The organism is Halorussus halophilus (genome assembly GCF_008831545.1).
GTDB lineage: Archaea > Halobacteriota > Halobacteria > Halobacteriales > Haladaptataceae > Halorussus > Halorussus halophilus.
On sequence record NZ_CP044523.1, the window covers coordinates 1,886,161 to 1,912,775 of the forward strand.

Consider the following 26,615-nt stretch of genomic DNA (forward strand, 5'->3'; position numbering starts at 1 on the left):
TTACTCGGTCGGTGCAAGGAAGAGTATCCGAATTTCTCTCCGCTTCGTTCCGAGAACCTCGCTACTCGCTACCCCTCCAAAACGACAACGTCCTCCACGAGCACTTCTTCGCCGTCGTTCACGTCCTCGCCGGTCAGCAGGTCCGTCGTGTCGGCCACGTCAACGTCTACTGCTCGCGGTTCCGCGTCGAAGTTCAACACGACCACGAGTCGTTCGTCCTCGTCCTCGCGGGCGTACGCCGTCACGCCGTCGCTGTCGGCGTCGTACGCGACCGGTTCGACGCCCTCCGCACGGAGCGCGGGATGCTCGTTGCGGGCGTGGACGAGTCGGCGGTGGAACTCGGTGAGGTCGGCGTCGCCGTCGTGCCAGCGCATCGTGCCGCGGTACTCCTTCATGCCGCGCTCCTGTCCGTAGTAAATCATCGGAACGCCGGGCATCGTCAGGGTCGCGGCGGCGGCCGCGCGGAGCGCGTCCTCGCCACACTCGCCGACGTAGCGGTCTTCGTCGTGGTTCTCGACGTATCGCAGGTGGAGCGCCGAGTCGGGGAACCCGTGTCGCTTGGCGTCTTCGAGCGCGTCGAAGACGGCGTCGGCGGGTCGCTCGCCCTGTCCGATTTCCCGGAGCGTACCGTACAGCGTCGTGTCGTAGTGTACGTCGAACTCGTTCTCGTGGAAGTCGGGGTCGCGCGGGATGGTCTCGTCCATCAGCAAGAAGTCGTCGCCTTCGTCGTCGCTAACTCGCTCCCGAACTTCCTTCCAGAAGCCGTGCGGGACGCCCCACGCCACGTCACAGCGGAACCCGTCCACGACCGAAGCCCACTCCTCGACTACGTTTAGCATCCACTGACGAACCGCCAGCGAGTCGTAGTTCACGTTCGGAATGCGCGTCCAGTTGAAGTAGTAGCCCGGCGCGTTCTCGCCCGCCCAGTCCACGTCCGAGGTCTCCTTCTCGGCGGGTTTCTGCTCGTAGTGGTCGGCGTACGACTCGACGCCCGCTCTGTGCATCTGGAAGGCTGGATGGTCGCGGGAGGTGTGGTTGATGACGAGGTCGAAGACCACCCGGATGTCGGCGTCGTGGCACCGTTCGACCAGCGACAGGAACTCCTCGCGCGTGCCGAGGTCCGTCGCGGTGTCGAAGAAGTCAGTGATGTGATAGCCGTGCTTGGTCGGACTTTCGAGAACCGGCGTCAGCCAGACCACGTCCACGCCGAGCGATTCGAGGTACTCGACGCGCCGCTCTATCTCTTCGAAGGTCGTCTCGACCGTCTCACCCGCGAACGAACGAACGAAGATTTCGTACATCGTCGCGTCTTCGGCCCACTCCGGCGGGTCGTTCGGTCGCGTGACGGCCACGTCGCTCCCAGACGTTTCGAGCAGTACCGTGTCACCGACACTGTGTCGCTCAGCGAACGAAACCGCGTGAACCCGCGCGAGCGAGGGGAGCGAGTCGATAGGCGCGCGCAGTTTATTGGCCTCAATGCTGACGGCGTCTGCCGAGAGGTCGTCGCGGTCGTCCAGATAAAATTCGACGTTCGGCGCGTCACCGCTCGGTGCGGCCGCTTCCGTCGCGGTCACGACTACCTCGTCGCCTTCGACTGTGGCATCCAACTCCACGCGGGGACGACCGGGCCCCTCGACGGTCGCATCGACAGTGGTCGAGAGTTCGAAGTCGTCGTTGACGACGAAGATGGCTTCGTGGTCGCCCGGCGGGAGGTCGAACTCCGCGACGTAACCGCCGTCTTGGCGCGCGGGTCGGTCACGCCCGAGCGTGTAGTCGTTGAACGGCGCGGCGACCGAAATCTTCTCGACCTCGTCTTGGGGAATCGGTAACTCCGAGTCGGAGAGTTCGAACCGAACGGTCGTCCGCGGGTCAGGAAAGGCGCGCACGGTCTGGGAGTGCGTCCCGTCGGGTGCGTCGAGTTCGAGTCGATAGACGCCCGGTTCGTCGGGGGCGAACTGGACGACCGGACCGTCACCGACCGATGCGGTGCTGTCTGTCGGGCGGTCGCCGACCGACCATCGGAACGTCGCGTCCGTCGTCGGATTACGGGGGGCGAGTTCGACCGTCTCCCCGACGTGCGTGAACCGCGGCGGGCCGGGATGGTGCGTTGGCATATTCGTGGCAAGTTAATCGAGTTGCTTCACTGTTGCGCTATCGGAAAATGTGTGAACTACAATTTCACCAAATATTATTACGGCCGATTCTCATTACTGATTCGAATGACGCTCCGCGATGCCCTCGACGACTACAAGCTCGATGACGCCGAGTCGCCGATTTTTCCCGGCGAGCGGCGTTCTACGTCTGGCTGCTTCTCCGGGCGCGACGGCCGACTCGTCCACGTCGCCCGGGACGGGTCGCTCAGAGACTACGGCTACCCGCTCACCGGCCTGAACGGACTCGTCCGTTCTCGGTTCGGGGTCCGACTCGGCGACGACGTTACGTGGTTCGACGACTGTCCGACTCGCTCGCAACGCTATCACGACGACACTGCGCTCGTCGTGACCGAACACACGGTTCCGACAGATTGCGCCGACACCCTCGCCACTGGCGACCAGCGCGTCGTGACCCAGTACGACCTCACGGTCGGCGACGGCCACGTGACCCACTTCGAAGTCGGTGACGACGCCGAACTCGTCGCGTTCCTCGGGTTCGCGCCCGAAGCGCGCGAGACGCGAATCGGGCAACTCAGCCACGAGGGCGCAGTCGAACTGTTCCACGCCGACGAACACGACTTCGTCGGCAGTGACGCAGACGGGGCGGAGTTCTGCGGCGAAGTCCCCGCGAGCTTCGAAGAACTCCTCTCCGAGGAACCGGTCGAGTTCCCCCGGAACGCGACGGGCGGCCGGTACGAGGAGAGTCAACTCAGTGGGAATCTCGTCTGCAACCTTCCCGCGGCAGACGGAACGACGACGCTCGTCACGCTCTTGACCGACCGCGACGACCGGTCTCGGAGCGAGGCACTGACTCGCGTCGCCGAACTGACGGAGACTCACTCGACGGTTTCCGACCTCGAACGTACTGCCGAGGCCCAGACACCCGACGTAATCGACGCGTCGGTACCGTACGAAGCGGCCGCGACGGCCGACCTCCGAGTGCTCGACCTGCTCTCGGCGGAGACTGGTCTCCGCATGGCCGCGCCCGACTTCGACCCATTCTACGCGTACTCCGGCGGGTACGGCTACACGTGGTTCCGAGACGACGCCGAAATCTCGGCGTTCTGCTTCGAGGCCGACCAGCGATTCGACCTCGAACTCGACGACCGCCACGCGAAGGTCGCGAAGATGTACTGCGAGATTCAGCGGTCGGACGGCACGTGGCCCCACCGCGTCTGGCCCCGAGACGGGACGCTCGCCCCCGGTTGGGCGAACGGCCGCCTCGAAGCGGGCGACGACCTCGACTATCAGGCGGACCAGACCGCCAGCGTCGTCACGTTCCTCGGCACGTACTTCCCCGCCGTCGAGGACGAGAATCTCGGTTCACGAATCAGGCGCGCACTCGACCGGGCGATGGACGGACTCGACGACACGCTCGCCGACGACGGGCGTCCAATCGCCTGCCAGAACGCGTGGGAGGACATGAACGGTCGGTTCACGCACACCGCCGCGACGTTCCTCGAAGCCTACGCGACGCTGGCACAGCACGGACCGAGTGCCGCCGTCCGCGAACGCGCGGGAGAGCGAGCAGAGCGCGTCTACGACGCACTCGATGACCTCTGGGTACCCGAACGCGGCATCTACGCACTCCGAGAAACCGACGGCGAACTCGACGACAGATGCGACTCTGCGACGTTCGCACTCGCCAGCGCTCACCGTGCGTACGCCGAGTACGGCGAACTCGACGACCAGCGAGTCGAACGCCTCTGTTCGCACGTCCGCACAGTCGCCAACGCACTCGACCGCAACGTCGGCACCGTGCGGGGACTGGTCCGCTACGAGGGCGACGACTGGCGACAGAACGGACAGGACGGCGAGAAAATCTGGACCGTCTCGACCGCGTGGGGTGCGAACGCGGCGGCGAACGTGGCAGTGATTCTCGCCGACCGCGACGACGACGCCGCAGAGTTCGAGACGCTCGCCCGAGACCTGCTCTCGCTGGTTCTTCCCGGTGGCGACCTCTGTGAATCGAGTAGCTATCTGCCAGAGCAGTTCTTCGACGACGGCACGCCGGACAGCGCGACGCCGCTCGGGTGGCCCCACGCGCTTCGATTGGCGACCGTCGCGCTGCTGGAGGAGTACGAGATGTTGCAGACGCCCGTCACCGAGAAGCAGTAGTTCGAACGGTCGTTCGAAATCTCAGTTCAACGCCGCCGCTTGTTTTTCCCGCTCGGACAGCGAGTCGCCGGTCTCCGCGTCGAACAGATGCACGTCCGATTCGGCGAAGTCTACGACCACCGAGTCGCCGGGAGCGGGTTCGGTGTCGGAGTCCACCCGTGCCACGAAGTCCGGGCCGAGGTCGAGATAGAGGTAGTTGTCGCTCCCGATTGGCTCGACGACTTCCACGTTCGCGCGCAGGTCGCCGTTCTGGGCGACAGTCACGTCTTCCGGCCGGATGCCGAATCTGACGCGGTCGGGTTCCGCTTGGCGCAGGTCGTCTCCGAGCGCACCCGTGAGGCTGTACTCGAATCCGTCGTCGTTCACCAGCGTCACCTCGCTTCCCAACTCGACGACTTCGGCGTCGATGAAGTTCATGCTGGGCGACCCCACGAAGCCACCGACGAACTCGTTGACCGGTTCGTCGTACACGTCGGTCGGGTCGCCGACCTGCTGGAGTTGCCCGTCGTTGAGGATGACGATGCGGTCGCCCATCGTCATCGCCTCCTCTTGGTCGTGGGTGACGTAGATAGCCGTGATGCCGAGTTCGTTCTGGATGCGCTGAATCTCGGTCCGCATCGTCGTCCTGAGCTTCGCGTCGAGGTTGCTCAGTGGTTCGTCGAAGAGGAACACGTCGGGTTCGCGGACGATGGCGCGGCCGAGCGCCACGCGCTGTTTCTGCCCGCCGGACAGTTCGTCGGGCTTGTCGTCGAGCAAGTCTTCGATGCCCATCATCTCCGCGGCATCTAACACTTTCTCCGCTCGTTCGTCCTTCGTGAGGTCGGTACTCATCCGGAGGCCGAACGCCATGTTCTGTTCGACCGTCTTGTGGGGGTAGAGTGCGTAGTTCTGGAACACCATCGCTACGTCGCGCTTGCGGGCGTGAACGTCCGTAACGTCCTGCCCGTCGATGTAGACGCGTCCCGAGGTCGGCGTTTCGAGTCCGGCCAACATGCGGAGCGTCGTGGACTTCCCGCATCCCGATGGGCCGACGACGGTGACGAACTCGCCGTCGTCGATTTCGACCGAGACGTCGTCTACGGCGACGATTCTGCTGTTGTCGAACTCTTTTCTGAGGTCGTCGAGCGTGACAGTCGCCATTATCTGCATGGGTGGGAGTGACACTGTATAACTCTTCCCCTCTCAGCCTAATCTATGATGTAGTATTTCGTCATTTGTTTCGTTTCGCCAGTTACGTGCGAGGTATTTCGCGCTGATTGAAACCGGGGGTACGCAGTGGTCCGGTCGAAATCGGGGCAGACACCAACTGACCGACAAGAGAGGAATAGACCATACAGGCTATCTATTGCTGTTTTGGATTCGAACGACCGGGAGAATCCGAAGATTTAAGGCGTGAACAAGTTATTCATCCTTTATTCCCCCATGTCAATGAATCGCAGAACAGCACTGAAGTACTTCGGCACTGGAGCGCTCGTCGCGTCGGCGGGTTGCGCCAGCGTTCAGGAGCAGAGCGGAACGACTAGTAGCGACGGCGGCAGTGCAGGCGACGAGACGAGCGGCGATTCCACCGGAACGACCGAATCGTCCGGTCCTGCCGGAGAGGCGAAAATCTGGTACTCGCTCCCCGAGAGCGAGGTCGACGCCCGGAAGAAGGCCGTCGAGAACTTCAACGGGTCGTCCAAACACACCATCAAGGGGTCGGACATCTCGGACATGCGCAAGAAGACGACGAGCGCAATCCCGGCCGGTCAGGGTCCCCAGACGTTCGAGTGGGCACACGACTGGGTCGGCGACTACTACCAGCGGGGCTTCGTCGTGGACCAGAGCGACAACCTCTCGGTCAGCCTCGACAAGTTCACCGAGGCCGCCGCCCAAGCGGTCCAGTTCGAAGGCAACGTCGTCGGACTCCCCCACGACGCCGAGACGGTGGCACTCGTCTACAACAAGGACGTCGTGGACGAACCGCCGGAGACGGTCAGCGAGATGAAGTCGGTGATGGAGGACCACCACGACCCCGACAACGGAAAGTACGGGATGAGTTCCCCCGTGGACCCGTACTTCTGTAGCGGTTGGGCACAAGCATTCGGCGGCTACTACTTCGACCCGAAGAAGGACCCGATGCTCGGCCTCTCGAAGTCCGAGACGGTCAAAGGGTTCGAGTTCTTCATCGATAACTTCAAACAGTACATGCCGAAAGACCCCGGGTACGAGGCCCAAGCCGCCGCGTTCGCGGAAGGCAACGCCGCGTTCGCCGTCAACGGGCCGTGGTACCTCGCTACGCTCAACAAGAAGGGCGTGGACGTGGGTGTCACCACGCTCCCGAAACCCGAAGGTGGCGAACCCAACCCGTACACCGGCATCACGATGTGGTACTTCACCAAGCCGATGAGCGAGGGCGGCGCGGACGCCGCCGCCGCGCGTTCGTTCATCGAGTGGTACACGACGAACGAGGACATTGCGCTGAAGGGCGCGAAACAGCAAGGCTCCATCCCGGTGCTGAAGAGTCTCGCCGGTAGCGACGAACTCCCGCCGAAGGTCAAGGGCTTCTCGGAATCCGTCCAGATGGGGACGCCGATGCCGACTCACCCCAAGATGAACAAGGTCTGGGGGCCGCTCGGCACCGCCCTGACGAAGGCGTTCAACGGCGACGCGAGCGTGAAGAAAGCGATGCAACAGGCAGAAAAATCGATTCGTAGCAACTGGGACTGATCATGAGTACCGCTTCGCGCGTCGCACAGCGGTTCGAAGAAGTTCCGTTTTTGGAGAAGGACGACGCCTCGTTACTGCTAGTGCTACCGGGACTGTTCGTCTTCTCGGCGTTCATGTTCTTCCCGGTGCTGTACCTCGTCGGCATCTCGTTCACGGACGCTCGACCCGCGACGCTGTTCGCAGGCGAAGGGGTCGTGTCGATACTGACGTTCGGCGAGGCGGCGTTCGTCGGCATCAAGAACTACGTCGCGGTGCTGACGGACCCGCAGTTCTGGACCTCGTTCACAACTACGTGGCTGTACGTCGCCACGAGCGTCGTCCTGAAGGTCGGACTCAGCATCGGCGTCGCACTCGTCGTCACGGGCGACCGAGTGCGCGGCAAGCGCGTGATGCGCTCGCTCATCATCGTGCCGATGGGCCTGCCCGCTATCTTCACCGTCACGGTGTGGCGCGGCATCTTCAGTTCGGCGGAGTTCGGACTGGCGAACCAACTGCTCGGCATGCTCGGCTTCGAATCCGTGTCGTGGCTCAGCGAACGCTGGATGGCGTTTCTGGCCTACAACGTCACCGAAGCGTGGTTGGCTTACCCGTTCATGGTTATCATCACTGTGAGTGCGTTGCAGGACGTGCCCGAGGAACTTCACGAGGCGGCAAAGGTAGACGGCGCAGGCTACTTCGCGCGATTCCTGCACGTCACACTCCCCTCGATAAAGCGACCGGTACTGTTCGCGTCCATCCTCACGGCGGCCGCGTCGTTCCAGTCGTTCCTCGTCCCGTACGTCATCAACGAGGGCGGCCCGGCGAGGCAGAACGAACTCATGGTCGTCTACGGCTACAAGGAGGCGTTCAGTTTCGGCCAGTACGGAGAGGGAGCGGCGATTAGCCTCGTCGCGCTCGTCTTCATCGGCGCGTTCATGTGGATAAACGTCAAGAAGGGACGACTCGCTGACGGGGTGAACGAACAGTGAGTCTGCTTCGCTCCATCGCCGAGAGTCTGAAAGAGGACGCTCGAAACGTCGCCACGACGCCGGTCGAGTCCTACCGAGACGCACGACACACGTTGCGAGAGGTTCGAGCGGGACGGGTCTCGCCACTCGAACCGTTGAAGACGCTCGGGCTGACGCTCGGCGCGCTCGTCGTCGTCCTCGCGCTGTTGTTCCCGATTTACTGGATACTCATCTCCGCGCTATCGGGAACCGGTGGGTCGATTTACTCGTCGAACGGGCTTCGACTGCTTCCCCAAGAGCCATCGCTCCAGCCGTTCCTCTGGGTCGTCGGCGACCTCATCGTGCCGTCGTATCGCATCGGGCTCGGGATTCCGTTCAGCAACTCCGCACTCGTGTTCAACACGCCGGAGTTGGTGTTCCTCGACGTGTCGAACTACGGCGTGACCGACCCATCGGAGTTCAAGCACTTCCTCTGGAACAGCATGTGGGTCGCCGTCCCGACGGTCATCCTCTCGATGTGTCTCATCGTCCCGGCGTCGTACGCACTCTCGCGCCGGGAGTTCATCGGTCGCGAGAAGATTCTGTTCGGCTACGTCCTGATGACGCAGGTCGGTAGCGGCCTCGGCATCGCACTGCTCATCGCGCTGTACGCCGCGTACGTGCAAGTCGGACTCAACAACAACAAACTCGCGCTCTCGGTGTACTACGCCGCGACGGCCGTGCCGTTCAACACGTGGCTGTTGAAGACGTACATGGACGGCATCCCGGTCTCCTACGAGGAGGCCGCGATAGTGGACGGCGCGCCGCCGTGGCGGGTCGTGACCGAGGTCATCCTGCCGCTGTCTGCGGCCGGGCTTGCGACGGTGTTCATCTTCACCTTCCTCACCGGTTGGACGGAGTTCGTCGTCGCTCAGACACTGCTCGGCACCGAGAACTACACGCTCCCGGTCGGGTTGTTCTCGCTCGTCAGCGAGTACTCCGTGCCGTGGGCGCGGTTCTCGGCGTTCGCACTGACGTTCGCGTCGCCAATCGTCCTCGTGTATCTGTTCGCACAGCGGTACATCGAGGGCGGCCTGTCGTTCAGCGGCATGGAAGGATAATCGACCCTCGACCGATTCGTTTTCTTTTGAACGGCTCTGGTATACACGCCCTCAGTAGAAAAATCTAGCTTGCAAAATATTCAATTTATCTACAGCTGTCAAGATTTATTATCCGTGATGTAATTGTTTTTCATGGATCGTCCATGAGAACTAATCGCAGGGATTTGCTCAAAGCACTGGGCTTCGGTTCCGTCGGATTGGCCGGTAGTCACGCCGCTGGCGAGTACGATTTGTCGTTCGTCACCCAAGCCTCGGCGGCTACTGGGACTGGTAGCAAAGTCAATTTCGCGGACGACGTCATATACCAAATCGTCACCGACCGGTTCCACGACGGGAACTCGGGGAACAACCCGAGCGGCGAACTGTACAGTAGCGACTGTTCGAACCTCCGCAAGTACTGCGGGGGCGACTGGCAGGGCGTCATCGACAAGATTCAGGACGGCTACCTCACCGAGATGGGCATCACGGCCGTCTGGGTCTCTCCGCCGTTCGAGAACATCACCGAAGTAGACTCCGACAGCGGCGCGTCCTACCACGGCTACTGGGCGCGGGACTTCAAAGACCCCAACCCGTTCTTCGGCGACATGGCGAAGTTCGAGGAGCTGATTTCGGTCGCGCACAACAACGACATCAAAGTCGTCATCGACTTCGTGCCGAACCACACCTCGCCCTCGACCTCCGACGGCCAACTGGAGGATGGCGCGCTGTACGACGACGGGAGCTACGTCACGTCCTACAGCGACGACCCGAACAGCTACTTCCACCACAACGGCGGCACCGACTACTCCAGTTACGAGGGGCAAATCTACCGCAACCTGTACAATCTCGCGGACTTCGACCACCACGAGACGTACATCGACCAGTACCTGAAAGACGCCATCAAGCAGTGGCTCGACAAGGGCATCGACGGTATCCGCGTGGACGCCGTCGCACACATGCCGCCGCTTTGGCAGAAGACGCTGATGGACACCATCTACGACCACCAACCGGTGTTCACCTTCGGCGAGTGGTTCCTCGGCGCGGACCAGTACAGCCAGAAGTACTACGACTTCTCGAACGACAGCGGGATGAGTCTGCTCGACTTCCGCTTCGGGCAGGAAATTCGGCAAGTGCTTCGGGACTTCTCGGACGACTGGCACGGCTTCTGGGACGTGTTGCAGGAGACCCAGAACCAACACGACCAGGTCATCGACCAAGTGCCGTTCATCGACAACCACGACATGCCGCGGTTCACCGTCGATAGCGGTGGCGAGGTCAACACCGACATGGCGCTGGCAGTCCTGTTGACCTCGCGCGGTGCGCCGACCATCTACTACGGCACCGAACAGTACCTCCAAGGCGGCAACGACCCGGACAACCGCAAGCCGATGCCGGGCTTCGACCGGACGACGACGGCGTACAACGTCATCAAGAAACTCGCGCCGCTTCGCCAGTCGAACGCCGCGCTCGCCTACGGTGACACCGAGCAACGCTGGATAAACAGCGACGTGTTCTTCTACGAGCGCGAGTTCGGCGACAACGTCGTGCTGGTCGGCATCAACCGGAGTCAGACGTGGTACGATGTGGATGGTCTGTTCACGGCACTCCCGCAGGGAAGCTACAGTGACCAACTCGACGGGATACTCGACGGATTCAGCACCTCGGTCAACAGCGACGGCTCCATCGACACGTTCTCGATGGGTCCGCGCACGGTCTGCGTCTGGGAGTACACCGGCGACACGACCAGTCCCGCGCTCGGTCACGTCGGCCCGACGATGGGCACCCCCGGCCACACCGTCACCATCGATGGCGAAGGCTTCGGCAGTTCGACCGGGTCGGTGCAGTTCGGTTCGACGGACGCGACCGTCGTCTCGTGGTCCGACACGCAGGTCCAAGCCGAAGTGCCCGCGGTCGCTGGCGGCTACTACGACGTGACGGTCACCGACGCCGGGGGCACGTCGAGCAGTGCCTACACTGACTTCGAGATTCTCTCCGGCGACCAAGTGTCGGTCCGGTTCGTCGTCAACGACGCGACGACCGAGACTGGCGAGAACGTCTACGTCGTCGGCAACGTCCACGAACTGGGCAACTGGGACACCGCTCGCGCCGTGGGGCCGTTCTTCAATCAGGTCGTCCACGAGTACCCCAACTGGTACTACGACGTGAACCTCCCCGCCGGACGGGACATCGAGTTCAAGTTCATCAAGAAAGACGGCAGTGGCAACGTGACGTGGGAGTCCGGGTCGAACCGCACGTACACGACGCCGTCCAGTGGCACCGGCGAGTACACCGATACCTGGAAGTAGAGTACACAGTTACCAGGAAGTAGACTACAGGAGAAACCGAACCATCTCGGGGAAGCGCCGTGCCCACGCCGACTCGTGATGGTTCGCCCCTTCTTCGAGAACGAACCGAAGTGCCGATTCGCCGTACCCTTTCTCCCGTAGCAGTTCGACCATCCGTTCTGCGTCTGCACGGTACTCCCGCGACCGCTCGGGGTCGTCGGGTCTCTCGTCGCCGCCGACATCGACGTAGAGTTTGCCCGAAACGCGCTCCTGCGCCCGAACGTAGTCGAATATCTCTCCGTCCGTCCACCAGAACGCCGGACTCATCACCCCCGCGAAGCCGAACGTCTCGGGGTACTCGAAGAAGCCGTAGAGACTGACCAACCCGCCGAGCGACGACCCGGCGATGCCGGTCGAGTCACGTCCCTCCCGGGTCCGAAACCGCTCGTCCACGAGCGGTTTCACGCGCTCGACCAGAAACGAGAGGTAACTGTCCGCGTTCCCGCCCTCGCGCTCGTCGTGTTGGTATGGAACGTACTCCGTCGCCCGCGAGTCGTCGGCGTTCGGAACGCCGACGACGATTGCTTCGATGCCCTCGTCGCTCAGTCGCTCCATCGTCTCGTCCACCTGCCACTCGCCGGAGTAGCTGGTCCGCTCGTCGAAGAGGTTCAAGCCGTCGTGCATGTAGAGGACGGGATAGCACTCGTCGGAACTGCCGTACGACGGCGGGAGGGAGGCGAGCAGTCGTCGCGGCGATTCGAGTCGCTCGTCTGAGAGTCGGTCAGAGACGCGCACGTCGCCCACGACGGTAGGGTCGTCGCTCAAGTCGTACGGTCGCCACGAAACCGCTTCGTTCATTGTAATCTCAGGCTCAGTTCGTCGCTTCGGTATCTATCACCACCGATTCGTCCAACTCCGTGACCGAATCCTGCCCACTCAGCGCCAGCGTCAGGTCCAAGTCCGCGAGGAAGTTCTCACAGACCTCTCGAACGCCTTGCTCGCCATCTATCGCGAGTCCATAGACGTAGGGCCTCCCAAGTAGTACTGCGTCGGCACCCAACGCGAGCGCCTTTATCGCGTCGGCACCGCGGCGTATCCCGCTGTCGAACAGCACCGCGAACCCGTCGGCCGCTGTGCCACCAGATTCGCCTACATCGTCCACTACGTCCACTATCCTCGGCAGTGCCTCGACGGCCGAAATCGCGCCATCGACCTGTCTGCCGCCGTGGTTCGAGACGACCACGCCATCGACGCCCCGCTCGACGGCCTCGCGGGCGTCCGCTGGGTGCAAGATGCCCTTCAGAATCACGGGGAGGTCGGTCTGCTCGCGCACGAACTCGATAGTGTCCCAGTCCATCGAGAGGTCGCCGAACTGTTCGATAAACTGCCAGAGGGCGGCGCGCTCATCTTCCTCCGGTGGCGCGTCGAGCGACTCGCGGAACGCCGGGTCAGAGAGGTAGTTCGCCACGCCTTCCCCATCCAAAAACGGCAGGTAAGCGTTCTCCACGTCGCGTTCGCGCCAGCCCATCGTGGGCGTGTCGAGCGTGACGACGACGGCCTCGTAGCCTGCCTCCTCGGCGCGGTGCAGAAAGCTCGCGGTCACGTCGCGGTCGGCACTGGGATACAGTTGAAACCAGCCAGTCGTGTCGCCCAACTCGTCGGCTACGTCCTCCATTCGCGTCGAAGCGGCGGAACTGGAGACGAACGGAACGCCGAGGTCCTGCGCCGCTCGTGCCGTTGCCATCTCGCCGTCCTCGTGGATGATGGACTGGACGCCGATGGGTGCGAGCAGAACGGGCACCGAAAGCTCTTGGTCGAGCAGTTCCACCGAGAGGTCTCGCTCGGCTACGTCCTGCAACATCCGCGGGACGATTCGCCAGCGTGCGAACGCCTCGCGGTTGCGAGCTTTGGTGTCTTCACCGCCCGCGCTCCCGGCGACGTAGGCGTAGGCTTCCTCCGAGAGCGACTGCATCGCTTCTTCGCGCAGTTCGTCGGGTGAAATCGGGAGGTCCGGTTGCAGGTCTGCCAGCATGCCGCTGGCGTACACCTCGCGCTGGCGATTCGGGCCGAACGCCTCCGAGGGGTCGTCAGTGGGGGTGTTCGAAGAATCGTCGGTCATGGTTCGGGACGCGCCCGCGACCGACTTATAGCTTCGCCGAGAGGATTCCCACGGACGCAACTATTTATCGGCTTCGCCCCGAACTCCGGCTATGACAGATATTTCGGTCCCAGCAGACCGCTTCTCCGTCGCAGGCCAGACCGCCATCGTCACGGGTGCGAGTTCTGGCATCGGCCGCGCCATCGCCGAACTGTTCGCGGACGACGGTGCAGACGTGGTCGTCTGCTCGCGCGAGCAGGCAAACGTAGACCCCGTTGCGGAGGGCATCGAAGCGAGCGACGCGAGCGGCGACGCCCTCGCCGTCGAATGTGACGTGACCGACCGGCAAGCGGTCGAGTCTTTGGTCGAAGCAACTGTCGAGGAGTTCGGTGGACTCGACGTGCTGGTCAACAACGCAGGAGCGAGCTTCATGGCGAACTTCGAAGACATCACCCCGAACGGCTGGCGGAAGATTCTCGACATCAACCTCGGTGGCACCTACAACTGCACGCAGGCGGCTGGCGAGCATCTGAAAGAAAGCGGCGGGAACGGAGAGAACAGCGGTAGTATCGTCAATATCGCCAGCGTCGCGGGCCAACAGGGCGCGCCCTACATGAGCCACTACGGCGCGGCCAAAGCCGCAGTCGTCAACTTCACGCGCTCGCTGGCCTACGAGTGGGCGGGCGACGGCGTGCGGGTCAACTGCATCGCGCCGGGGTTCGTCGCGACGCCGGGCTTGGCGAGCCAGATGGGCATCAGCGCCGACGACGTAGAACGTGAGGAAGTCGAGCGACGCGTCGGCATCAGCGAGGAAATCGCGGACGTGGCGCGATTCCTCGCCAGTCCAGCCGCCTCGTTCGTCGTCGGCGAAACCGTCACGGCGGCGGGCGTGCCCGACGTGCTCGAATCGCCGAACGTGTAATCTACCGTTTAAACCTCGTTCCCGGTGCCACGCGTTGACATGGGAACTATGGTTGCCGGGCACCTCGACTCGCTCATGCCCGACCGAACCGTCCACCTACCGGTGGCCGCTCAACCTAGCATCGACTCGCTCGTCTCGTTGACCCAGCGCGCGGAGGACCGTGGCTACGAACGTGCGTGGCTCCCCGAGACGTGGGGCAGAGACGCCGTGACTGCGCTCTCGATTATGGCCGAGCGCACCGAGACCATTGGTCTCGGTCCCTCCGTTCTCAACGTCTACTCGCGCTCGCCCGCGCTGGTCGGCCAGACCGCCGCCACGCTACAGGAACTCTCGGAGGGTCGCATGCGCGTCGCGCTGGGGCCGTCCGGTCCCGCAGTCGTTCAGGGCTGGCACGGAGTGGACTTCGACCGGCCGCTCCGCCGAACACGGGAGTACCTCGACATCGTTCGAGCAGTCTGCTCCGGCGAGACTGTCAACTACGACGGCGACATCTTCACCCTCGGTGGGTTCCGACTGCGCTGTGACCCGCCGGAGAAAGAAGTGCCTATCGACGCCGCAGGGATGGGTCCGAAATCGGTCGAGTTGGCGGGAAGATTCGCCGACGGCTGGCACGCGCTCATGCTCACGCCAGAGGGCCTCCAAGACCGACTCGAAGACCTCCGGCGCGGGATGGAACTGGGCGACCGGGACCCCGCAGACGTGCGGACCACGCTCTCGCTGAACTGCTGTGCGCTCGACGACGGCGAGCGCGCCCGCGAACTTGCTCGCGGTCATCTGGCGTTCTACGTCGGCGCGATGGGCACCTTCTACCGAGACTGCCTCTCCCGACAGGGGTACGAAGACACCGCGCTCGAAATCGCCTCGGCGTGGGGCAATGGCGACAAAGAAGGGGCACTCGCGGCTATCGGCGACGACCTGCTGGACGACCTCGGCGCAGTCGGCACTCCAGCGAAAGCCCGTGAAGAGATTCGGAAATTCGAGGAAATCGACGGCGTGGATAGAGTCGCCGTCTCGTTCCCGCGCGGCGCGGAGCAGGACGAAATCGAGGCGACTATCGACGCGCTCGCGCCGAACTAAGTCGGCAAACACCTTTCTCACTCGACGTTCGACAGGTACCATGACCCAGATGCCCGAAGTCCGGGTAGACCACGTCGGCATCGCCGTGCAGTCCGTCGCGGACGCCGAACCCTTGCTCGAACTGCTCGGCGCGGAGAAACTGGTCCACGAGACTGACCCTACCGGAGCATTTCGGTGGGCGTACTACCTGCTCGGGGACGCCTCGCGGGTCGAACTTATAGAGCCGATTGAAGGGAACGACGAGTCCTCTTTTCTCACGAAGTTCCTCGACGCGAACGGACCGGGATTGCACCATGTCACGCTCGAAGTCGCTGACATCGACGCGACAATCGAGGTGCTGGAAGTCGAGGGCGTGCGCGTCGTGGACCGTACCGACTACGACGGTTGGTCGGAAGCGTTCGTCTCGCCGGGAAATCCGACCGGCGTTCTCTTTCAACTGATGGAGTACCACGAACCGTTCGCTGGAGAGCGTCCCGGTCCCGAGCGACTGGAGCCTAAAACGTTGTACCTCGGCGGCCAACGGTTGAGCGAAGCAAGAGAGTAGTACAGGCGACGTCGAAGTTACTCCACGTCCTTGTAGTACGCGTTTCCTTCGACCATCACCGCACCGCCGTTCGAGGCTTGTGACTCCGACCCCCTCCGTTCTGGCCTCGGTACCGCAGTCCGGTGAACGGTCCGCCACTTGACAGCGACGAATCCCGCGAGGATGACCAGAAAGCCGATTGCCGTCGCCGTCGAGATGCCGTAGCCGAACGCGACCAGTTCGCTCCCGGCGGCGAACATCGGCACTGCGTAGTTGACCAGCGTGACCTCGTTCGGGCCGACTTGCTCCAGTAGGTGGAAGTACGCCAGCAGACCCCCGATGCTCGCGGCGATGGCGAGATACAGCATCGACACGACTGCCTCGGGCGTGAACGTCGCGGCCGCGACCGACTCGCCGGGGAGTACGGCGACCATCGCGTGGAGGACGCCCGCGCCGACGAGCATCATCCACGCCTGCATCGGAACCACCGAGAGGTCGGTGTCGAACTTGCGGGTCAGCACCGAACCGAGCGCGAAACTCGCCGCAGAGAGTAGGAGCAGGAGGATACCGAGGAGTGCCTGACCACCGGAGCCGTCGGGTTGCGCGACGACGACCACGCCGAGTAGGCCGAGAACGACGCCGACGACGCCCGTCTTGTCGAGTCGTTCGTCGGGAAGGAGAACGAGCGCGAACAGCGGCGTCAGCACGGGCGTGAGGCTCATGATGACCGACGCGATGCCACCCGTGACGTACCGCTGGCCAGCGAACAGGAGTGCGAAGTGAACCCCGATGAGAAGGAAGCCGCCGACACCGACCAGTTGCCACTCGTCTCGACCCCGTGGTCGCCATCGCTTGTCGCTCCTGAACGCCACGACTCCGGCATAGCCCAACAGCAGAATTCCGGCGATATCGTACCGCAACGCAGCGAACGTGACCGGCGGAATCGTCTCTAAGCCGACTTCGATGGCGAGGAACGACGTTCCCCAGACCGCGGCGAGAGCGACGAACAACCCAAATTCTCGATACTCCGATAGGGTAGATGAGTACAACATATCTGCGTAATTCTCGTATGAGATTCGTAATAACGCGATGTTCTTGAATCTTCTCGGGAAGACGTTACCGCGTCACACGTCTTCGAGGCTCAGGCTGAACCGCGAGCGAGTCGGCGCGCTCTGCCGGGGAACTGGCCCTTATCCGCACGCCAGGCGTACCGGCAGGTATGCGAGCAATCGAGGTCCAAGCGTTCGGCGACAGCGACGCCTTGGAAGTAGTCGAGACGGAGAAACCGGACCCCGGTGCGGGCGAGGTTCGAATCGCCGTGGAGGCCGCGGGCATCAACTTCGCAGACATCATGCAACGCCGCGGCCACTATCAGGGCGGCCCAGAGCCGTCCTACGTCCCCGGTATGGAAGCCGCGGGGACCATCGACGCAGTGGGCGAGGGCGTAGATCGCGAGGTGGGCGAGCGCGTCGTCGCCATGACCGGAACCGGAGCCTACGCCGAGTACGCGCTCGCGGACGCGGACTCACTGTTCGACGTGCCCGAACCGATGTCGTTCGAGGAGGCGGCCGGGTTCCCCGTCCAGTTCCTGACCGCTCACTGCGTCCTCCACGAGTGGGGCGAACTCGAAGCGGGCGAGCGCGTCCTCGTCCACGCCGCGGCGGGCGGCGTAGGGACCGCGGCTGTGCAACTCGCCGACGCCGCAGACGCGGAAGTCTTCGGCACGGCCAGCACCGCGGAGAAACTGTCGCTCGCCGAACGACTCGGCTGTGACCATCCCATCAACTACGAGGAGACGGACTTCCGGGAGGTCGTCGAGCAAGAGACCGACGGAGAAGGTGTAAACCTCGTTCTCGACGGCATCGGTGGCGACACCTTCACGAAGAGTCTCGACGCACTGTCGCACTTCGGCCGCGTCGTGGCCTACGGGGCTGCCAGCGGCGAACCCGGCGAAGTCGATACGTCTCGACTGCTCTTCGAGAACAAGTCCGTCATCGGCTTCCACCTCGGTGATGCGCTCGGCCGTGACCCCCAGCGCGTTCTCGCGGCAGTGCCGGAACTCCAAGAGATGCTGCTGAGCGGCGAGTTAGAAATCGTGGTCGGCGAGACGTTCGCACTGGAAGACGCCGCCGAGGCCCACGCGGCAATCGAGAACCGCGAGACGACCGGCAAAGTCGTGTTGACGCCCTGAGAAACGGTTATCTATTCGGCGTCAGAGTGTTCGCGCGTGCCCGCAACTCGACTCGTAATGCTACGACCACTACGGCAGGCGCGCCTTCGGGGAAGAACGGTCCGTGCAGGTCGAACCCGGCGACGAGTTTGACGCCTTCCGTGGTCGCCACGGGAGCTACGACCACGCGTTCCCCGAGGAAACGAGTTACTTTCACGCCCACGACGTCGATGTCACTGTCGAAGGCGTCTACGTCGTGCAGTCAGACGACTCCGAGACGGAAACGACCGGTTAGTCGCTATCGCCGCTCAGCGACGATTCGAGCGCCAGACTCACACTCGACAGCAACAGTAGTCCGTGCCCGAAGAGCGTCCGACTCCCGGTCGGGTCGGGTTGCGAGGCGATAGTCACGCCTGCGCGGCCGGACAGCACTCCGAACTCGGAGAGTTTGTGCGTTCCCCACATCGTGGTACCCCTGTTGGGAAATCAATTAGCGGCGGGAACAACTTGAACGTTGTTCAGTCGTGGTAGCACGCCACACGGTTTCAGGTCGGGAACTCGCTCACGTCGATTCCCTCCCGGCGCCCATCCAGAATCGAGAACTGCTCGCAGCGTCGGATTTCGAGCCAGCGAAGGAGGCGCTCGGCCCACCGCAGTTTCTTCGCTTTCATCTCGTCTACGGCCGAGTCGTCGAAGTCCCAGCCCAAGAACACCAGTTCGTTCGCGCCGAGATGGTCCGCGAGGAACGCCGCCCTGTCGCCGTCGGTGAACCCGCCGAAGTTGCGAACGTGCGCGACCGGTTCGGCCTGTGTCGTCGCGAGGACGTTCGCTGTGTCGAATTTCGGCACCCACTCTTCGACCAGTTCGACGTTGTCGCCGTGGGCGTGGGCCGCGACGGGCGTTCCCTGCTCTGTCAGTTGGCGGGCTGTCTCGGGGTTCTTGTCGATATCCGTCACCATGCAGTCGATTTCCACGTCGGCGTCTTCCAGCACGTCGGCGGCCGTCGAAGCCGCGAAGACGGTATCCGCATGTCGAGCGGTTTCCACCTCTCCCTTGAGCGACGGGCCAGCACCCGCGACTGCGACAGTCTCGCCCGAACAGTCGAGTCGCTGGAGGTTGAACGGCTCGGTCACCTCGGCAAGTACGTCGCGGGCGCGCTCGTCGCCCTCGCGGGGAAAGCCGAAGTCCGCCAGAATCTCGCTATAGACGGGACTCCACGTCTCGTAGTTCATGGCCAGAATCGCTTGAGACCGGAAGTACACCACCAAGTACCCCTACCCGGCGAGGTGCCCTTCCGGCTTCTCAATCCCGAGTTGTTTCTCACCCGGCATAAGCTTTCTCTTAGCATTTTGAACCAGTAATATCCGCGAATATCTGGCTGAGACGGTCGCTATTTCCAGAAATTCGCCTCCGAATCTCCGAAACTGACTTCGGCGACCCAGCGAGTAGCGACGCGTCGTCACCGACTGCGAAGACGGCTCGCTCTGACTCGACCGCGTGGGAGAGTGTCTCGCGCTCCTCGGGCGAGAGTCCCGAGAGTTCGAACACCCGACCGGTCGTCGCTTGGGCGACCGATTCGTCGGCACCGATGCGTTCGAGGTGGCGACCGACTTCTTCCGGCGTGGTCGCGTCGAGTTCTTCGACGCGGATGGTGGAATCGGGCGTGGTACACGTACCTCGCACCCGCTCGCGGGCGAACGCCGCGCCAATCGCCGCGGCGTCCTTCGTCTCGGCTACGTCGTGGGTCCGAATCACGTGCGCCCCACGCTCGACGGCCATCGAGGTGGCGGCCAGCGACACCGGCAATGCTTCGTCTGTACTCCGTCCCGCGAGGTCGCGGAGGAAGTTCTTGCGGTTGATAGACACCAAAATTGGCTGTCCCAATCCGCGGAACTCGCGCAGACGGCGGAACGTCTCGCGGTCGTCTTCGAGAGTCTTCTCCTCGGACCACCCGCCGAACGCGGGGTCCACGATGGTCTTGTCGGTCAAGCCACCACGTTGCAGCGCGTCGTAGATGTCGTCGGGTTTCTCGACCGCTCCCGGTCGTTTCAGGTCGGGCGGACTCGCCATCTTCACGACGGCGGCGTCGTGGTCGCGGCACACGTCGGCCATCGCGGGGTCGGCGAAGCCACAGATGTCGTTGACCATGTCGAAGCCCCGCGAGAGCGCGGCGTCGGCGACTTCGGCGTAGCGAGTTTCGATGGAGAAGACTGCGTCGCCGGAGACGCGTTCGATAGTTTCGACGGCAGTGTCGAGACGGTCGAGTTCTTGTTCGGCCGAGAGGACGTCGAATCGCTTGTTCGCAGATTCGAGACCGACGTCCACGATGTCCGCGCCTTCGCCGACGAGTTCGTCATCGACGTACTGCGCGGCCTCGTCCGGGTCGTCGTAGACGCTGGGGTCGTAGGGGGACTCCTCGCTGACGTTCAGGACCCCCATGATTCGCGGGGGGTAATCGTCGCCGATGCCCAACCCCGCGGCGGTGACGTTCTGCATACCTGGGATGCGGGACGGGAGGGGTAAAAATGGGTCCGTTCCGGCGAGTCACGTCGCGACGTCGCGCCCGCTCTCTTTCGTCGGGAGTCGGATGGCGATTTCGCTCCCCGACACGTCGTTTCTGACGAAGTCTAGCTCGCCGTCCGAATACGCGACTATCCACTTCACGAGCCACAGGCCCATTCCACTGCTGTGTTCGAGTCTCGACTCGTCGCCGGACTCGAACACCGACACTTCCGCGTCGGGGATGCCCGCGCCGTCGTCGGCAATCGTGACGACGACTTCGTCGCCGTCGTCGCCCTCATCACGAGCGACCGACATCCGAACTTCAGGTTGCTCGCCGGGGTGGTGTTCTATCGCGTTTTCGAGCAGATTCTCGAACGCCGAGTCGATGAGGTCGTGGGCACAGACCATCATCCGGTCCGGGAAATCGGTCACGACCCGAGCGTCGGGATACTCCTCCAAAATATCGCTACGAATTGCGGTGAGTCGCTCCACGAGGTCTATCGACTCGACGCCCGCACCTCGCTGGGAGACGAGTCGCTCTATTTCGCGGGCGTACTCCGCGAGGCTGACGATTCTGGCCGTGTGTTCGTGGATCGTTTCGACGTGTTCGGGGTCGGCGTCCTCTGCGGCGACTAAGTCCACGTACCCTTCGACGATGTTCACGTTGTTCCGGATGTCGTGACGGAGGACGCGATTCAGGACGGTCTGAGCCTCAGCGAGTTGTTCGGCCTGTCGTCGTGCACGCTCGGTCTGGGCTCGTTGGGTGCGGAGGCGCGCGCTGTACAGTCCAACGGTCGCCCCCACGACGAATCCACCGCAAGCCCACGAGAACACTGGGGCGGGCGTCAGTTCAAGTAGGACGCCTTGAGCGTGCTGGAGGAGTTGTTCGGCCAAGCCGCTGAGTCCGAAGACGACGGTTCCCGCCGTGGCCCACAACGAGACGTGACCAAGCGACTGCTCGTAGCCGCTCTGATGACTCCACCAGACCGCGAATACAGTAATTAAGACAACCGACCCCGGTGCGAGGAGTTTGGCGAGTGTTACGAACAATCGGTCGCCGTAGGCGAGGACCAACCAGAGATTCACCGCGACCAGACAGAGCGCGATGGCGAGTAGCGAGACGAGTCCGGCGTCTACGACCGACTCGCTCTCTGACCCACCGACGATGGTACTCTTCTGGGCCGAACTAGACGTATCGTCCCCGTCGGTGGTCAGCTCCATTTCTCTCGACCGGAACGTACAAACGAAAACATATCATCCCTTCGGCTCTTCGCGGCGATAGACAAGCGGGAGGTACTGCGCCTCCCACTCCAGTTGAACTGATTTGTGGGTGGACCAAACAGGTATCAGTTCGGTGTGGGTTCGGTCGTCGAGAGAGACAGTGGCAGTCACGGATTCCGGAGTCGCGGAGAGGAGTTCGTCGTGGTCCACGGTGGGTTCCGAGACCACCGACCCGTCTCGTCCAAGAGTCGTCTGATACACTATCTCGATTCGCTTCTCTCCGTCTTCTCCGGGCAGGTCCGATTCGAGCGTGATGGGGTCGGCGCGCCCGCGGTCAGCCATGCGATTGCTACGTCCTCCGCGAACAACGTATCGACCCTGCGGAGTGTCGCCAATGCCGTAGTCCCTTCTCAAATTCAAATTCTTAGTTCTAATTGATAAGAAAGGGCTTAATCGTAGCCGCACCGAGCGGGAAGAACGCGCTCTTTTTCACCACCGAACCACTACCCACGGTCAAATGGGCAAGGTCAGCATCGGGCTTCGTGGCTGGCGATTCGAGGAGGGCGACGTGTTCACCGACGACGGTGACTTCCGACCGATGGACGAGATGCCGGACGACACGCGCAAGCGAGTCGTCCGCCTCTCCGCGCTGGTCGGGTCGCCGTGCAACGCTTGCTGGTTGATTCACGGCGACGACGACCTCCCGAAGTGCAACGTCGCGGAAGTCGTCTACGGCGAACCGCTCGGCGAGGTGGTCCTGTGTGCGGAACACGAGGCGGACTTCCTCTACTGGTTCGCCGAAGCGGGCGGGAGCGAGTACAAGGGCCAACAAGAGCTACAGGACGAGTTCCACGAGTGGTTCGCAGACGGTGGGCGCGCGCCCGAAGGCTACGGCGGCGTCGAACACGTAGACACCGACCCGGACGACCTCCCCGAACCGCCCGAACCGGACATGGAAGCCCAGAACGTCGAGATTCCCGAGGACGAACAGAAGCGCATCGACCTCCGGAACATGGAATCGAGCGAGGGGAGGGAGTCTGACGACGGGACCGAATCGAAGGACGCCGAACTGGACGACTCCGACCTCGACTTGAGCCAGGACTACCCGAAGAAATGAGCGAGAACCCCGCCGTCGCCATCGTCGAACCGAAGACGCCCGGCAACATCGGCACCATCGCCCGCGCGATGAAGAACTTCGAGATGGACGACCTGAAACTCGTGAACCCGCCGGAGTTCGGCCGCGACTCAGACGCCTACGGCTTCGCCGGACAGGCCCGCGAAGACGTGCTGCCGAACTACGACGAAGTCACCTTCGACCACCTCGTGGAGAACTACCACACCGTCGGCTGTACCGCGACGACGAACGAAGACGCGCGGAAACACCGTCGGTTCCCGTTCAAGACGCCCGCAGAGTTGGCAGACAGTCTCCGCGACGTAGACGCGCCGACGTGCCTGATTTTCGGCCGTGAAGACAACGGCCTGAACAACGACGAGATGGCCAAAGTAGACGAGGTGTGTTCCATTCCGGCCAGCGAGGACTACTCCTCGCTCAACCTCGGGCAGGCCGCGACGGTGACGCTGTACGAACTACGGGAGTTGACCGTTTCGGAGACCCAACATCCCGACGTAGAACGCGAACGAGCGCCGGAGAACGAAATCGAAGGCTTCTACGAGCACTTCGCGGAGTTCTTGGATACCATCGACCACCCCGCCGAGAAGCGCGAGAAGACGACCAGATTGATGCGGAGACTGCTCGGGCGCGCGCATCCGACGGTGCGAGAGGTCCGGACGCTTCGGGGTGTGTTGCGGCGCGCGAGCTATCACGCCGCCGACGAGTCGCGCCGCGGTGGGGAGTAGCGTCCGCAGAACTGCTGGCGCTTCGACAAGTCGCCAGAACCGTTATACCCGGCGGCGGAGAACTGTTAGTCGAGCAGTACAGTAGCGACGACTGAACGGGTTTCACGACGAACGAAGACGGATTCAGAAGCTTTGCCCGGCGACCGATTCCGAACGCACGTTCGAACAGATAGTCAACTCATTTAAAGAAAGACGGAGAAAGTACGTACGAGTATGTTCCCCTCCCTGGAGTTGGGTACCCAGTTCACCCTCATCGTCGCTATCCCGAGCATCGCTGCCCTGCTCGTCGGGAAGCGACTCTTCCTCCCCGACGAGCGGTTCCGAACCTTGCTTCGAGACTTCCTGCGCACCGACTGGAAGTACCTCGGCGTCGCGTGGGTCGTCACGGAAATCGTCAACACCCTCGCGTTTCACTTCCACGTCTCCCGGACGTTCACCGGCGCGATTTACGCCGTCGAAGGCGGAACGGTCGCCGCGTTTCAGGCGATTACCTCGACGCCACTGACCGTGCTCGCCACGGGCGTCTACCTCGTCGGGTTCCCGTTCATCGTCTTGTTCACGTACTTCAAACTGAAAGCCCACGACGAAGAGGAGGCCCAACGGTACGCGCTGGCGTACGTCGTCCTCGTCATCTCGGCAGTGCCGTTCTTCCTCCTGTTCCCCGTGAAGGTGTCGTCGCTGTACCTCTCGGACGTAGAGGCGCTGATGTACGAACTCTCCCCGGCCATCCAGTACGGCATCTACTCGACGGACACGCTCGTCAAGGCGTTCCCGAGTCTCCACACCGGCCTCTCGGTACTGGCGGCGCTGTACGCCCGCAAGGCCGACCAGCAGTACGCCTACACGACCGGCGTCTTGGCCGTCTCCATCGTGTTCTCGACACTGTATCTGGGCGTCCACTGGATAACCGACGCCGCGTTCGCGGTCCTGCTGGTGCTGCTCGCGTACCACCTCTCGCGGCGGGTCAGCGAACCTCGCTGGTCGGTCGTCACGAGAGAGGCACTCGCAGGCGTCCGGTCCAGCGTGCGCCGGGCCGCCAACCGCTGAGAGCGTTTCTCAATCTCCGCGCTTCGGCTTCGAGACGAACGTCGTCGGAAGCCAGTCGTAGTCGGGCGACACCTCGTTCGCCAGCACTGCGTTCAGCACGACGCCGACCAACAACACGAGTGCCGCGACGTAGAACCACGCCAACACCAGCAAGACAGCACCGATGACACCGTACAACTGCACGCTCTGGGAAGTCGTCGCGTAGAGTCGAAACCCGACGCCGGAGAGCGTCCACGTGGCGGCAGTGAACACCGTCCCCGGAAGCGACTCCCGGACGGTGGTGTCGAGCGGGAAGACGTAGTACAGCGGAAAGAACACTACGACGAGCGCGACGAACAAGACGACTGGGCCGAGATACGGCCACGCGGCGTGGGTTACGACGAACGAGAGCGCGACGCCGACGACTGCGAGCAGCGCGAACGCGGCGGCCACGACTAGCAGGCCGAGTGCGACGTTGATGAGTCGTTCGAGTGCCGACGCCTCCTTGCGCTCGCCGTACAGTTCGGCGAAACTGCCGTGGAGCGACTCGAACATTCGCACTGCGTTCCACAGCAGGAGAACCGCGGCGATGACTGCCGCGCGTCGTCTGCCCGCGCCGTTGCCGACGTTCCGACGGAGGAACCGAGTCGCGCCCGACCCTGCGACCGCTTCGAGACCCGGGACGAGCGCGTCGGTCGAACCGGTCAGCGAGAGGCCGAGGAACGCGAGCAGAAAGAGCGGAATCGCCGCACTGAACATGTGGTAGGCGAGACCCGCCGCAGTGACGGAGAGATGTCGCTCGCGGGAGACGGCCAGAACCGACTTGCACACTCTCAGCACGTTCACCTTCTGAAGTTTGCAATCAGGATACAATAACACGGTGGCCGACTGGTCGCCGGAGAGCGGCGTCGTACTCCGAGCGGTGGGCGTCCGTTCACCGATTCCGACGCGTCTGCCCTCCGTCAGACAAATGATTGATTTCGGAGAGACTGAAAGATAAACACACTACTGGTTGTAAATTTCTCGTTCGGGCGTGGTCTATCATCAACGTAGTTATGAGAAATGAGTCAACTTCACAGAACTTTTTGACTGAGACGAAAAGCAGGTACGGTGTCTCAGTCGGCTACTTTCGGGAGATGGGCCGCTCCCATCGAATCTATTTCTAGTTTGATACTAAAATAGAAAAGTTGGATAATTACCAGAATTTCGCTTAACCTTCTATAGTATCTTGATATTTTATAATCTATCCACGAGTAATTTAGAGTGAACGCTTGGTCCGGACGACGCGCTCGTGTGGTGCGCGGATGACCTCCTGGCCCGAACAGCGTGACGCTTCTCGTTGTCCAACCTACTATGAAAGGGGAATATGCATTCTGTCCGAAAAGTGGTGCACGGCTCTCCGAGGAAATACACTACGACGAGTTCGGAAGGGGGTCGCGAACGCCGGTGAGAGACGCCCATACGGGCGGCACGAAACCGGAAGGAGAACTGACGAACGGGTCGCTTCGGTCGTCACGCGTCGCCTTGTTCAACCACTTCCGTCGGTGTCACGAACAACACGCCGATTCGTCGTGCAAGATGTACTCCCAGACTGCGCTCGCGTTCACTCGCCTGAAGCGGGCGGCGCGAGGCCGTCAGTCGTGGGACATGTACGTCTGGTTCGCGCTCGGCCAACGACTCTATGACCTCGGGTACGAGGTGCAGTGGATGAACAGTCACGTCGAACCGCGGTGTCCCGACTGTGCGGGGCGACTCAAGTACGACGCAACGGTCGAGCAGCAACTCAGAGCCCGGTGTGGGACCGACTGCACGGGTAACGACGGTGACAAACTCGAAGAGATACGGGAGACGGTCGCAGACCTCTACGTCCGCGCGTTCGAGGACGCGACCAGACCCGACGAGTTCGCGTTGCTGTAGCCCCGGCCAGT

25 protein-coding genes are annotated in these 26,615 nt (G+C 62.8%); 14 read left to right on the forward strand and 11 right to left on the reverse strand.

Annotated features, from left to right (window positions below; translation table 11 throughout):
- Window positions 1–68: 68 nt before the first annotated feature.
- Window positions 69–2,114, reverse strand: a complete 2,046-nt coding sequence (locus tag F7R90_RS09280; RefSeq protein WP_158057176.1) for an alpha-amylase family glycosyl hydrolase — start codon at window positions 2,112–2,114, stop codon at window positions 69–71.
- Between the two features lie 105 nt (window positions 2,115–2,219).
- On the opposite strand from F7R90_RS09280, the gene F7R90_RS09285 reads away from it, so the two are divergent.
- Entirely contained in the window at window positions 2,220–4,271 is a 2,052-nt protein-coding gene (locus tag F7R90_RS09285; protein WP_158057177.1) for a glycoside hydrolase family 15 protein, read from the forward strand.
- Window positions 4,272–4,292: 21 nt separating this feature from the next.
- Here F7R90_RS09285 and F7R90_RS09290 read toward each other — a convergent pair whose 3' ends face one another.
- A complete protein-coding gene (locus tag F7R90_RS09290; protein WP_158057178.1) occupies window positions 4,293–5,411 on the reverse strand; it encodes an ABC transporter ATP-binding protein in 1,119 nt (372 codons plus the stop codon).
- A gap of 282 nt (window positions 5,412–5,693) precedes the next feature.
- Here F7R90_RS09290 and F7R90_RS09295 point away from each other — a divergent pair, with 282 nt between their 5' ends.
- The 4 genes from F7R90_RS09295 (at window position 5,694) to F7R90_RS09310 (ending at window position 11,312) form a co-directional block, all read left to right on the forward strand.
- The gene (locus F7R90_RS09295; RefSeq protein ID WP_158057179.1) at window positions 5,694–6,980 is read left to right on the forward strand and encodes an extracellular solute-binding protein; all 1,287 of its coding nucleotides are present in this window, start codon (window positions 5,694–5,696) and stop codon (window positions 6,978–6,980) included.
- Between the two features lie 2 nt (window positions 6,981–6,982).
- Window positions 6,983–7,948 carry a carbohydrate ABC transporter permease gene (locus F7R90_RS09300; protein WP_158057180.1) on the forward strand — a complete coding sequence of 322 codons (966 nt, stop codon included), beginning with the start codon at window positions 6,983–6,985 and terminating at the stop codon, window positions 7,946–7,948.
- A complete protein-coding gene (locus F7R90_RS09305; RefSeq protein ID WP_158057181.1) occupies window positions 7,945–9,027 on the forward strand; it encodes a sugar ABC transporter permease in 1,083 nt (360 codons plus the stop codon). Before F7R90_RS09300 ends, F7R90_RS09305 begins: the two co-directional genes overlap by 4 nt.
- A gap of 143 nt (window positions 9,028–9,170) precedes the next feature.
- Window positions 9,171–11,312 carry an alpha-amylase family glycosyl hydrolase gene (locus F7R90_RS09310; RefSeq protein ID WP_158057182.1) on the forward strand — a complete coding sequence of 714 codons (2,142 nt, stop codon included), beginning with the start codon at window positions 9,171–9,173 and terminating at the stop codon, window positions 11,310–11,312.
- A 24-nt stretch (window positions 11,313–11,336) separates the two neighbouring features.
- Here the strand turns inward: F7R90_RS09310 and F7R90_RS09315 are convergent, their stop codons facing one another.
- Window positions 11,337–12,149, reverse strand: a complete 813-nt coding sequence (locus F7R90_RS09315) for an alpha/beta hydrolase (RefSeq protein WP_158057183.1) — start codon at window positions 12,147–12,149, stop codon at window positions 11,337–11,339.
- A gap of 13 nt (window positions 12,150–12,162) precedes the next feature.
- Entirely contained in the window at window positions 12,163–13,410 is a 1,248-nt protein-coding gene (locus F7R90_RS09320) for an alpha-hydroxy-acid oxidizing protein (protein WP_158057184.1), read from the reverse strand.
- A 91-nt stretch (window positions 13,411–13,501) separates the two neighbouring features.
- On the opposite strand from F7R90_RS09320, the gene F7R90_RS09325 reads away from it, so the two are divergent.
- The 3 genes from F7R90_RS09325 (at window position 13,502) to F7R90_RS09335 (ending at window position 15,932) form a co-directional block, all read left to right on the forward strand.
- Entirely contained in the window at window positions 13,502–14,311 is an 810-nt protein-coding gene (locus F7R90_RS09325) for an SDR family NAD(P)-dependent oxidoreductase (protein ID WP_158057185.1), read from the forward strand.
- A 75-nt stretch (window positions 14,312–14,386) separates the two neighbouring features.
- The gene (locus F7R90_RS09330) at window positions 14,387–15,388 is read left to right on the forward strand and encodes a TIGR04024 family LLM class F420-dependent oxidoreductase (protein WP_158058880.1); all 1,002 of its coding nucleotides are present in this window, start codon (window positions 14,387–14,389) and stop codon (window positions 15,386–15,388) included.
- Between the two features lie 40 nt (window positions 15,389–15,428).
- Window positions 15,429–15,932, forward strand: a complete 504-nt coding sequence (locus F7R90_RS09335; RefSeq protein ID WP_225741129.1) for a VOC family protein — start codon at window positions 15,429–15,431, stop codon at window positions 15,930–15,932.
- A 17-nt stretch (window positions 15,933–15,949) separates the two neighbouring features.
- On the opposite strand, the gene F7R90_RS09340 is transcribed toward F7R90_RS09335, so the two are convergent.
- Window positions 15,950–16,963, reverse strand: coding sequence for a DMT family transporter (locus tag F7R90_RS09340; RefSeq protein WP_158057186.1), 1,014 nt, complete (start codon window positions 16,961–16,963; stop codon window positions 15,950–15,952).
- Window positions 16,964–17,130: 167 nt separating this feature from the next.
- Here F7R90_RS09340 and F7R90_RS09345 point away from each other — a divergent pair, with 167 nt between their 5' ends.
- Window positions 17,131–18,102 (forward strand): quinone oxidoreductase family protein, encoded by a 972-nt coding sequence (locus F7R90_RS09345; RefSeq protein ID WP_158057187.1) that lies wholly within the window; start codon window positions 17,131–17,133, stop codon window positions 18,100–18,102.
- A gap of 103 nt (window positions 18,103–18,205) precedes the next feature.
- Window positions 18,206–18,376 (forward strand): hypothetical protein, encoded by a 171-nt coding sequence (locus F7R90_RS22155; protein ID WP_192498268.1) that lies wholly within the window; start codon window positions 18,206–18,208, stop codon window positions 18,374–18,376.
- Here F7R90_RS22155 and F7R90_RS22160 read toward each other — a convergent pair.
- From F7R90_RS22160 to F7R90_RS09365, 5 genes are all read right to left on the reverse strand, one after another.
- On the reverse strand, window positions 18,373–18,546 hold the full coding sequence (locus tag F7R90_RS22160) for a hypothetical protein (RefSeq protein ID WP_192498269.1): 174 nt from the start codon (window positions 18,544–18,546) through the stop codon (window positions 18,373–18,375). The genes F7R90_RS22155 and F7R90_RS22160 overlap by 4 nt on opposite strands.
- Before the next feature lie 80 nt (window positions 18,547–18,626).
- Complete coding sequence (locus F7R90_RS09350) at window positions 18,627–19,313, reverse strand: 6-hydroxymethylpterin diphosphokinase MptE-like protein (RefSeq protein ID WP_158057188.1); 687 nt, start codon at window positions 19,311–19,313, stop codon at window positions 18,627–18,629.
- A gap of 109 nt (window positions 19,314–19,422) precedes the next feature.
- Window positions 19,423–20,577, reverse strand: a complete 1,155-nt coding sequence (gene folP, locus F7R90_RS09355; protein ID WP_158057189.1) for a dihydropteroate synthase — start codon at window positions 20,575–20,577, stop codon at window positions 19,423–19,425.
- 48 nt (window positions 20,578–20,625) lie between these two features.
- Complete coding sequence (locus F7R90_RS09360) at window positions 20,626–21,804, reverse strand: sensor histidine kinase (RefSeq protein WP_158057190.1); 1,179 nt, start codon at window positions 21,802–21,804, stop codon at window positions 20,626–20,628.
- Between the two features lie 33 nt (window positions 21,805–21,837).
- Entirely contained in the window at window positions 21,838–22,146 is a 309-nt protein-coding gene (locus F7R90_RS09365) for a hypothetical protein (protein WP_158057191.1), read from the reverse strand.
- A gap of 175 nt (window positions 22,147–22,321) precedes the next feature.
- Here F7R90_RS09365 and F7R90_RS09370 point away from each other — a divergent pair, with 175 nt between their 5' ends.
- The 3 genes from F7R90_RS09370 to F7R90_RS09380 all read left to right on the forward strand — a co-directional run bounded on the left by F7R90_RS09370 (window position 22,322) and on the right by F7R90_RS09380 (window position 24,708).
- A complete protein-coding gene (locus F7R90_RS09370) occupies window positions 22,322–22,921 on the forward strand; it encodes a hypothetical protein (RefSeq protein WP_158057192.1) in 600 nt (199 codons plus the stop codon).
- On the forward strand, window positions 22,918–23,661 hold the full coding sequence (locus F7R90_RS09375) for an RNA methyltransferase (RefSeq protein ID WP_158057193.1): 744 nt from the start codon (window positions 22,918–22,920) through the stop codon (window positions 23,659–23,661). Before F7R90_RS09370 ends, F7R90_RS09375 begins: the two co-directional genes overlap by 4 nt.
- A gap of 213 nt (window positions 23,662–23,874) precedes the next feature.
- Window positions 23,875–24,708, forward strand: a complete 834-nt coding sequence (locus tag F7R90_RS09380; protein ID WP_158057194.1) for a phosphatase PAP2 family protein — start codon at window positions 23,875–23,877, stop codon at window positions 24,706–24,708.
- Between the two features lie 9 nt (window positions 24,709–24,717).
- Here the strand turns inward: F7R90_RS09380 and F7R90_RS09385 are convergent, their stop codons facing one another.
- Window positions 24,718–25,533: a YihY/virulence factor BrkB family protein gene (locus tag F7R90_RS09385; RefSeq protein ID WP_158057195.1), complete on the reverse strand. Its 816-nt coding sequence runs from the start codon at window positions 25,531–25,533 to the stop codon at window positions 24,718–24,720.
- 600 nt (window positions 25,534–26,133) lie between these two features.
- On the opposite strand from F7R90_RS09385, the gene F7R90_RS09390 reads away from it, so the two are divergent.
- A complete protein-coding gene (locus tag F7R90_RS09390; RefSeq protein ID WP_225741130.1) occupies window positions 26,134–26,604 on the forward strand; it encodes a hypothetical protein in 471 nt (156 codons plus the stop codon).
- Window positions 26,605–26,615 lie beyond the last annotated feature (11 nt).

Coding starts and splice junctions, on each gene's coding strand:
- F7R90_RS09380 (WP_158057194.1), top strand. CDS start 23,875: ATGTTCCCCTCCCTGGAGTTGGGTACCCAGTTCACCCTCATCGTCGCT.
- F7R90_RS09315 (WP_158057183.1), bottom strand. CDS start 12,149: ATGAACGAAGCGGTTTCGTGGCGACCGTACGACTTGAGCGACGACCCT.
- F7R90_RS09370 (WP_158057192.1), top strand. CDS start 22,322: ATGGGCAAGGTCAGCATCGGGCTTCGTGGCTGGCGATTCGAGGAGGGC.
- F7R90_RS09325 (WP_158057185.1), top strand. CDS start 13,502: ATGACAGATATTTCGGTCCCAGCAGACCGCTTCTCCGTCGCAGGCCAG.
- F7R90_RS09280 (WP_158057176.1), bottom strand. CDS start 2,114: ATGCCAACGCACCATCCCGGCCCGCCGCGGTTCACGCACGTCGGGGAG.
- F7R90_RS09330 (WP_158058880.1), top strand. CDS start 14,387: ATGCCCGACCGAACCGTCCACCTACCGGTGGCCGCTCAACCTAGCATC.
- F7R90_RS09345 (WP_158057187.1), top strand. CDS start 17,131: ATGCGAGCAATCGAGGTCCAAGCGTTCGGCGACAGCGACGCCTTGGAA.
- F7R90_RS09290 (WP_158057178.1), bottom strand. CDS start 5,411: ATGGCGACTGTCACGCTCGACGACCTCAGAAAAGAGTTCGACAACAGC.
- F7R90_RS09375 (WP_158057193.1), top strand. CDS start 22,918: ATGAGCGAGAACCCCGCCGTCGCCATCGTCGAACCGAAGACGCCCGGC.
- F7R90_RS09335 (WP_225741129.1), top strand. CDS start 15,429: ATGACCCAGATGCCCGAAGTCCGGGTAGACCACGTCGGCATCGCCGTG.
- F7R90_RS22160 (WP_192498269.1), bottom strand. CDS start 18,546: ATGTGGGGAACGCACAAACTCTCCGAGTTCGGAGTGCTGTCCGGCCGC.
- F7R90_RS09310 (WP_158057182.1), top strand. CDS start 9,171: ATGAGAACTAATCGCAGGGATTTGCTCAAAGCACTGGGCTTCGGTTCC.
- F7R90_RS09320 (WP_158057184.1), bottom strand. CDS start 13,410: ATGACCGACGATTCTTCGAACACCCCCACTGACGACCCCTCGGAGGCG.
- F7R90_RS09340 (WP_158057186.1), bottom strand. CDS start 16,963: ATGTTGTACTCATCTACCCTATCGGAGTATCGAGAATTTGGGTTGTTC.
- F7R90_RS09350 (WP_158057188.1), bottom strand. CDS start 19,313: ATGAACTACGAGACGTGGAGTCCCGTCTATAGCGAGATTCTGGCGGAC.
- F7R90_RS09365 (WP_158057191.1), bottom strand. CDS start 22,146: ATGGCTGACCGCGGGCGCGCCGACCCCATCACGCTCGAATCGGACCTG.
- folP (WP_158057189.1), bottom strand. CDS start 20,577: ATGCAGAACGTCACCGCCGCGGGGTTGGGCATCGGCGACGATTACCCC.
- F7R90_RS09360 (WP_158057190.1), bottom strand. CDS start 21,804: ATGGAGCTGACCACCGACGGGGACGATACGTCTAGTTCGGCCCAGAAG.
- F7R90_RS09285 (WP_158057177.1), top strand. CDS start 2,220: ATGACGCTCCGCGATGCCCTCGACGACTACAAGCTCGATGACGCCGAG.
- F7R90_RS09300 (WP_158057180.1), top strand. CDS start 6,983: ATGAGTACCGCTTCGCGCGTCGCACAGCGGTTCGAAGAAGTTCCGTTT.
- F7R90_RS09295 (WP_158057179.1), top strand. CDS start 5,694: ATGTCAATGAATCGCAGAACAGCACTGAAGTACTTCGGCACTGGAGCG.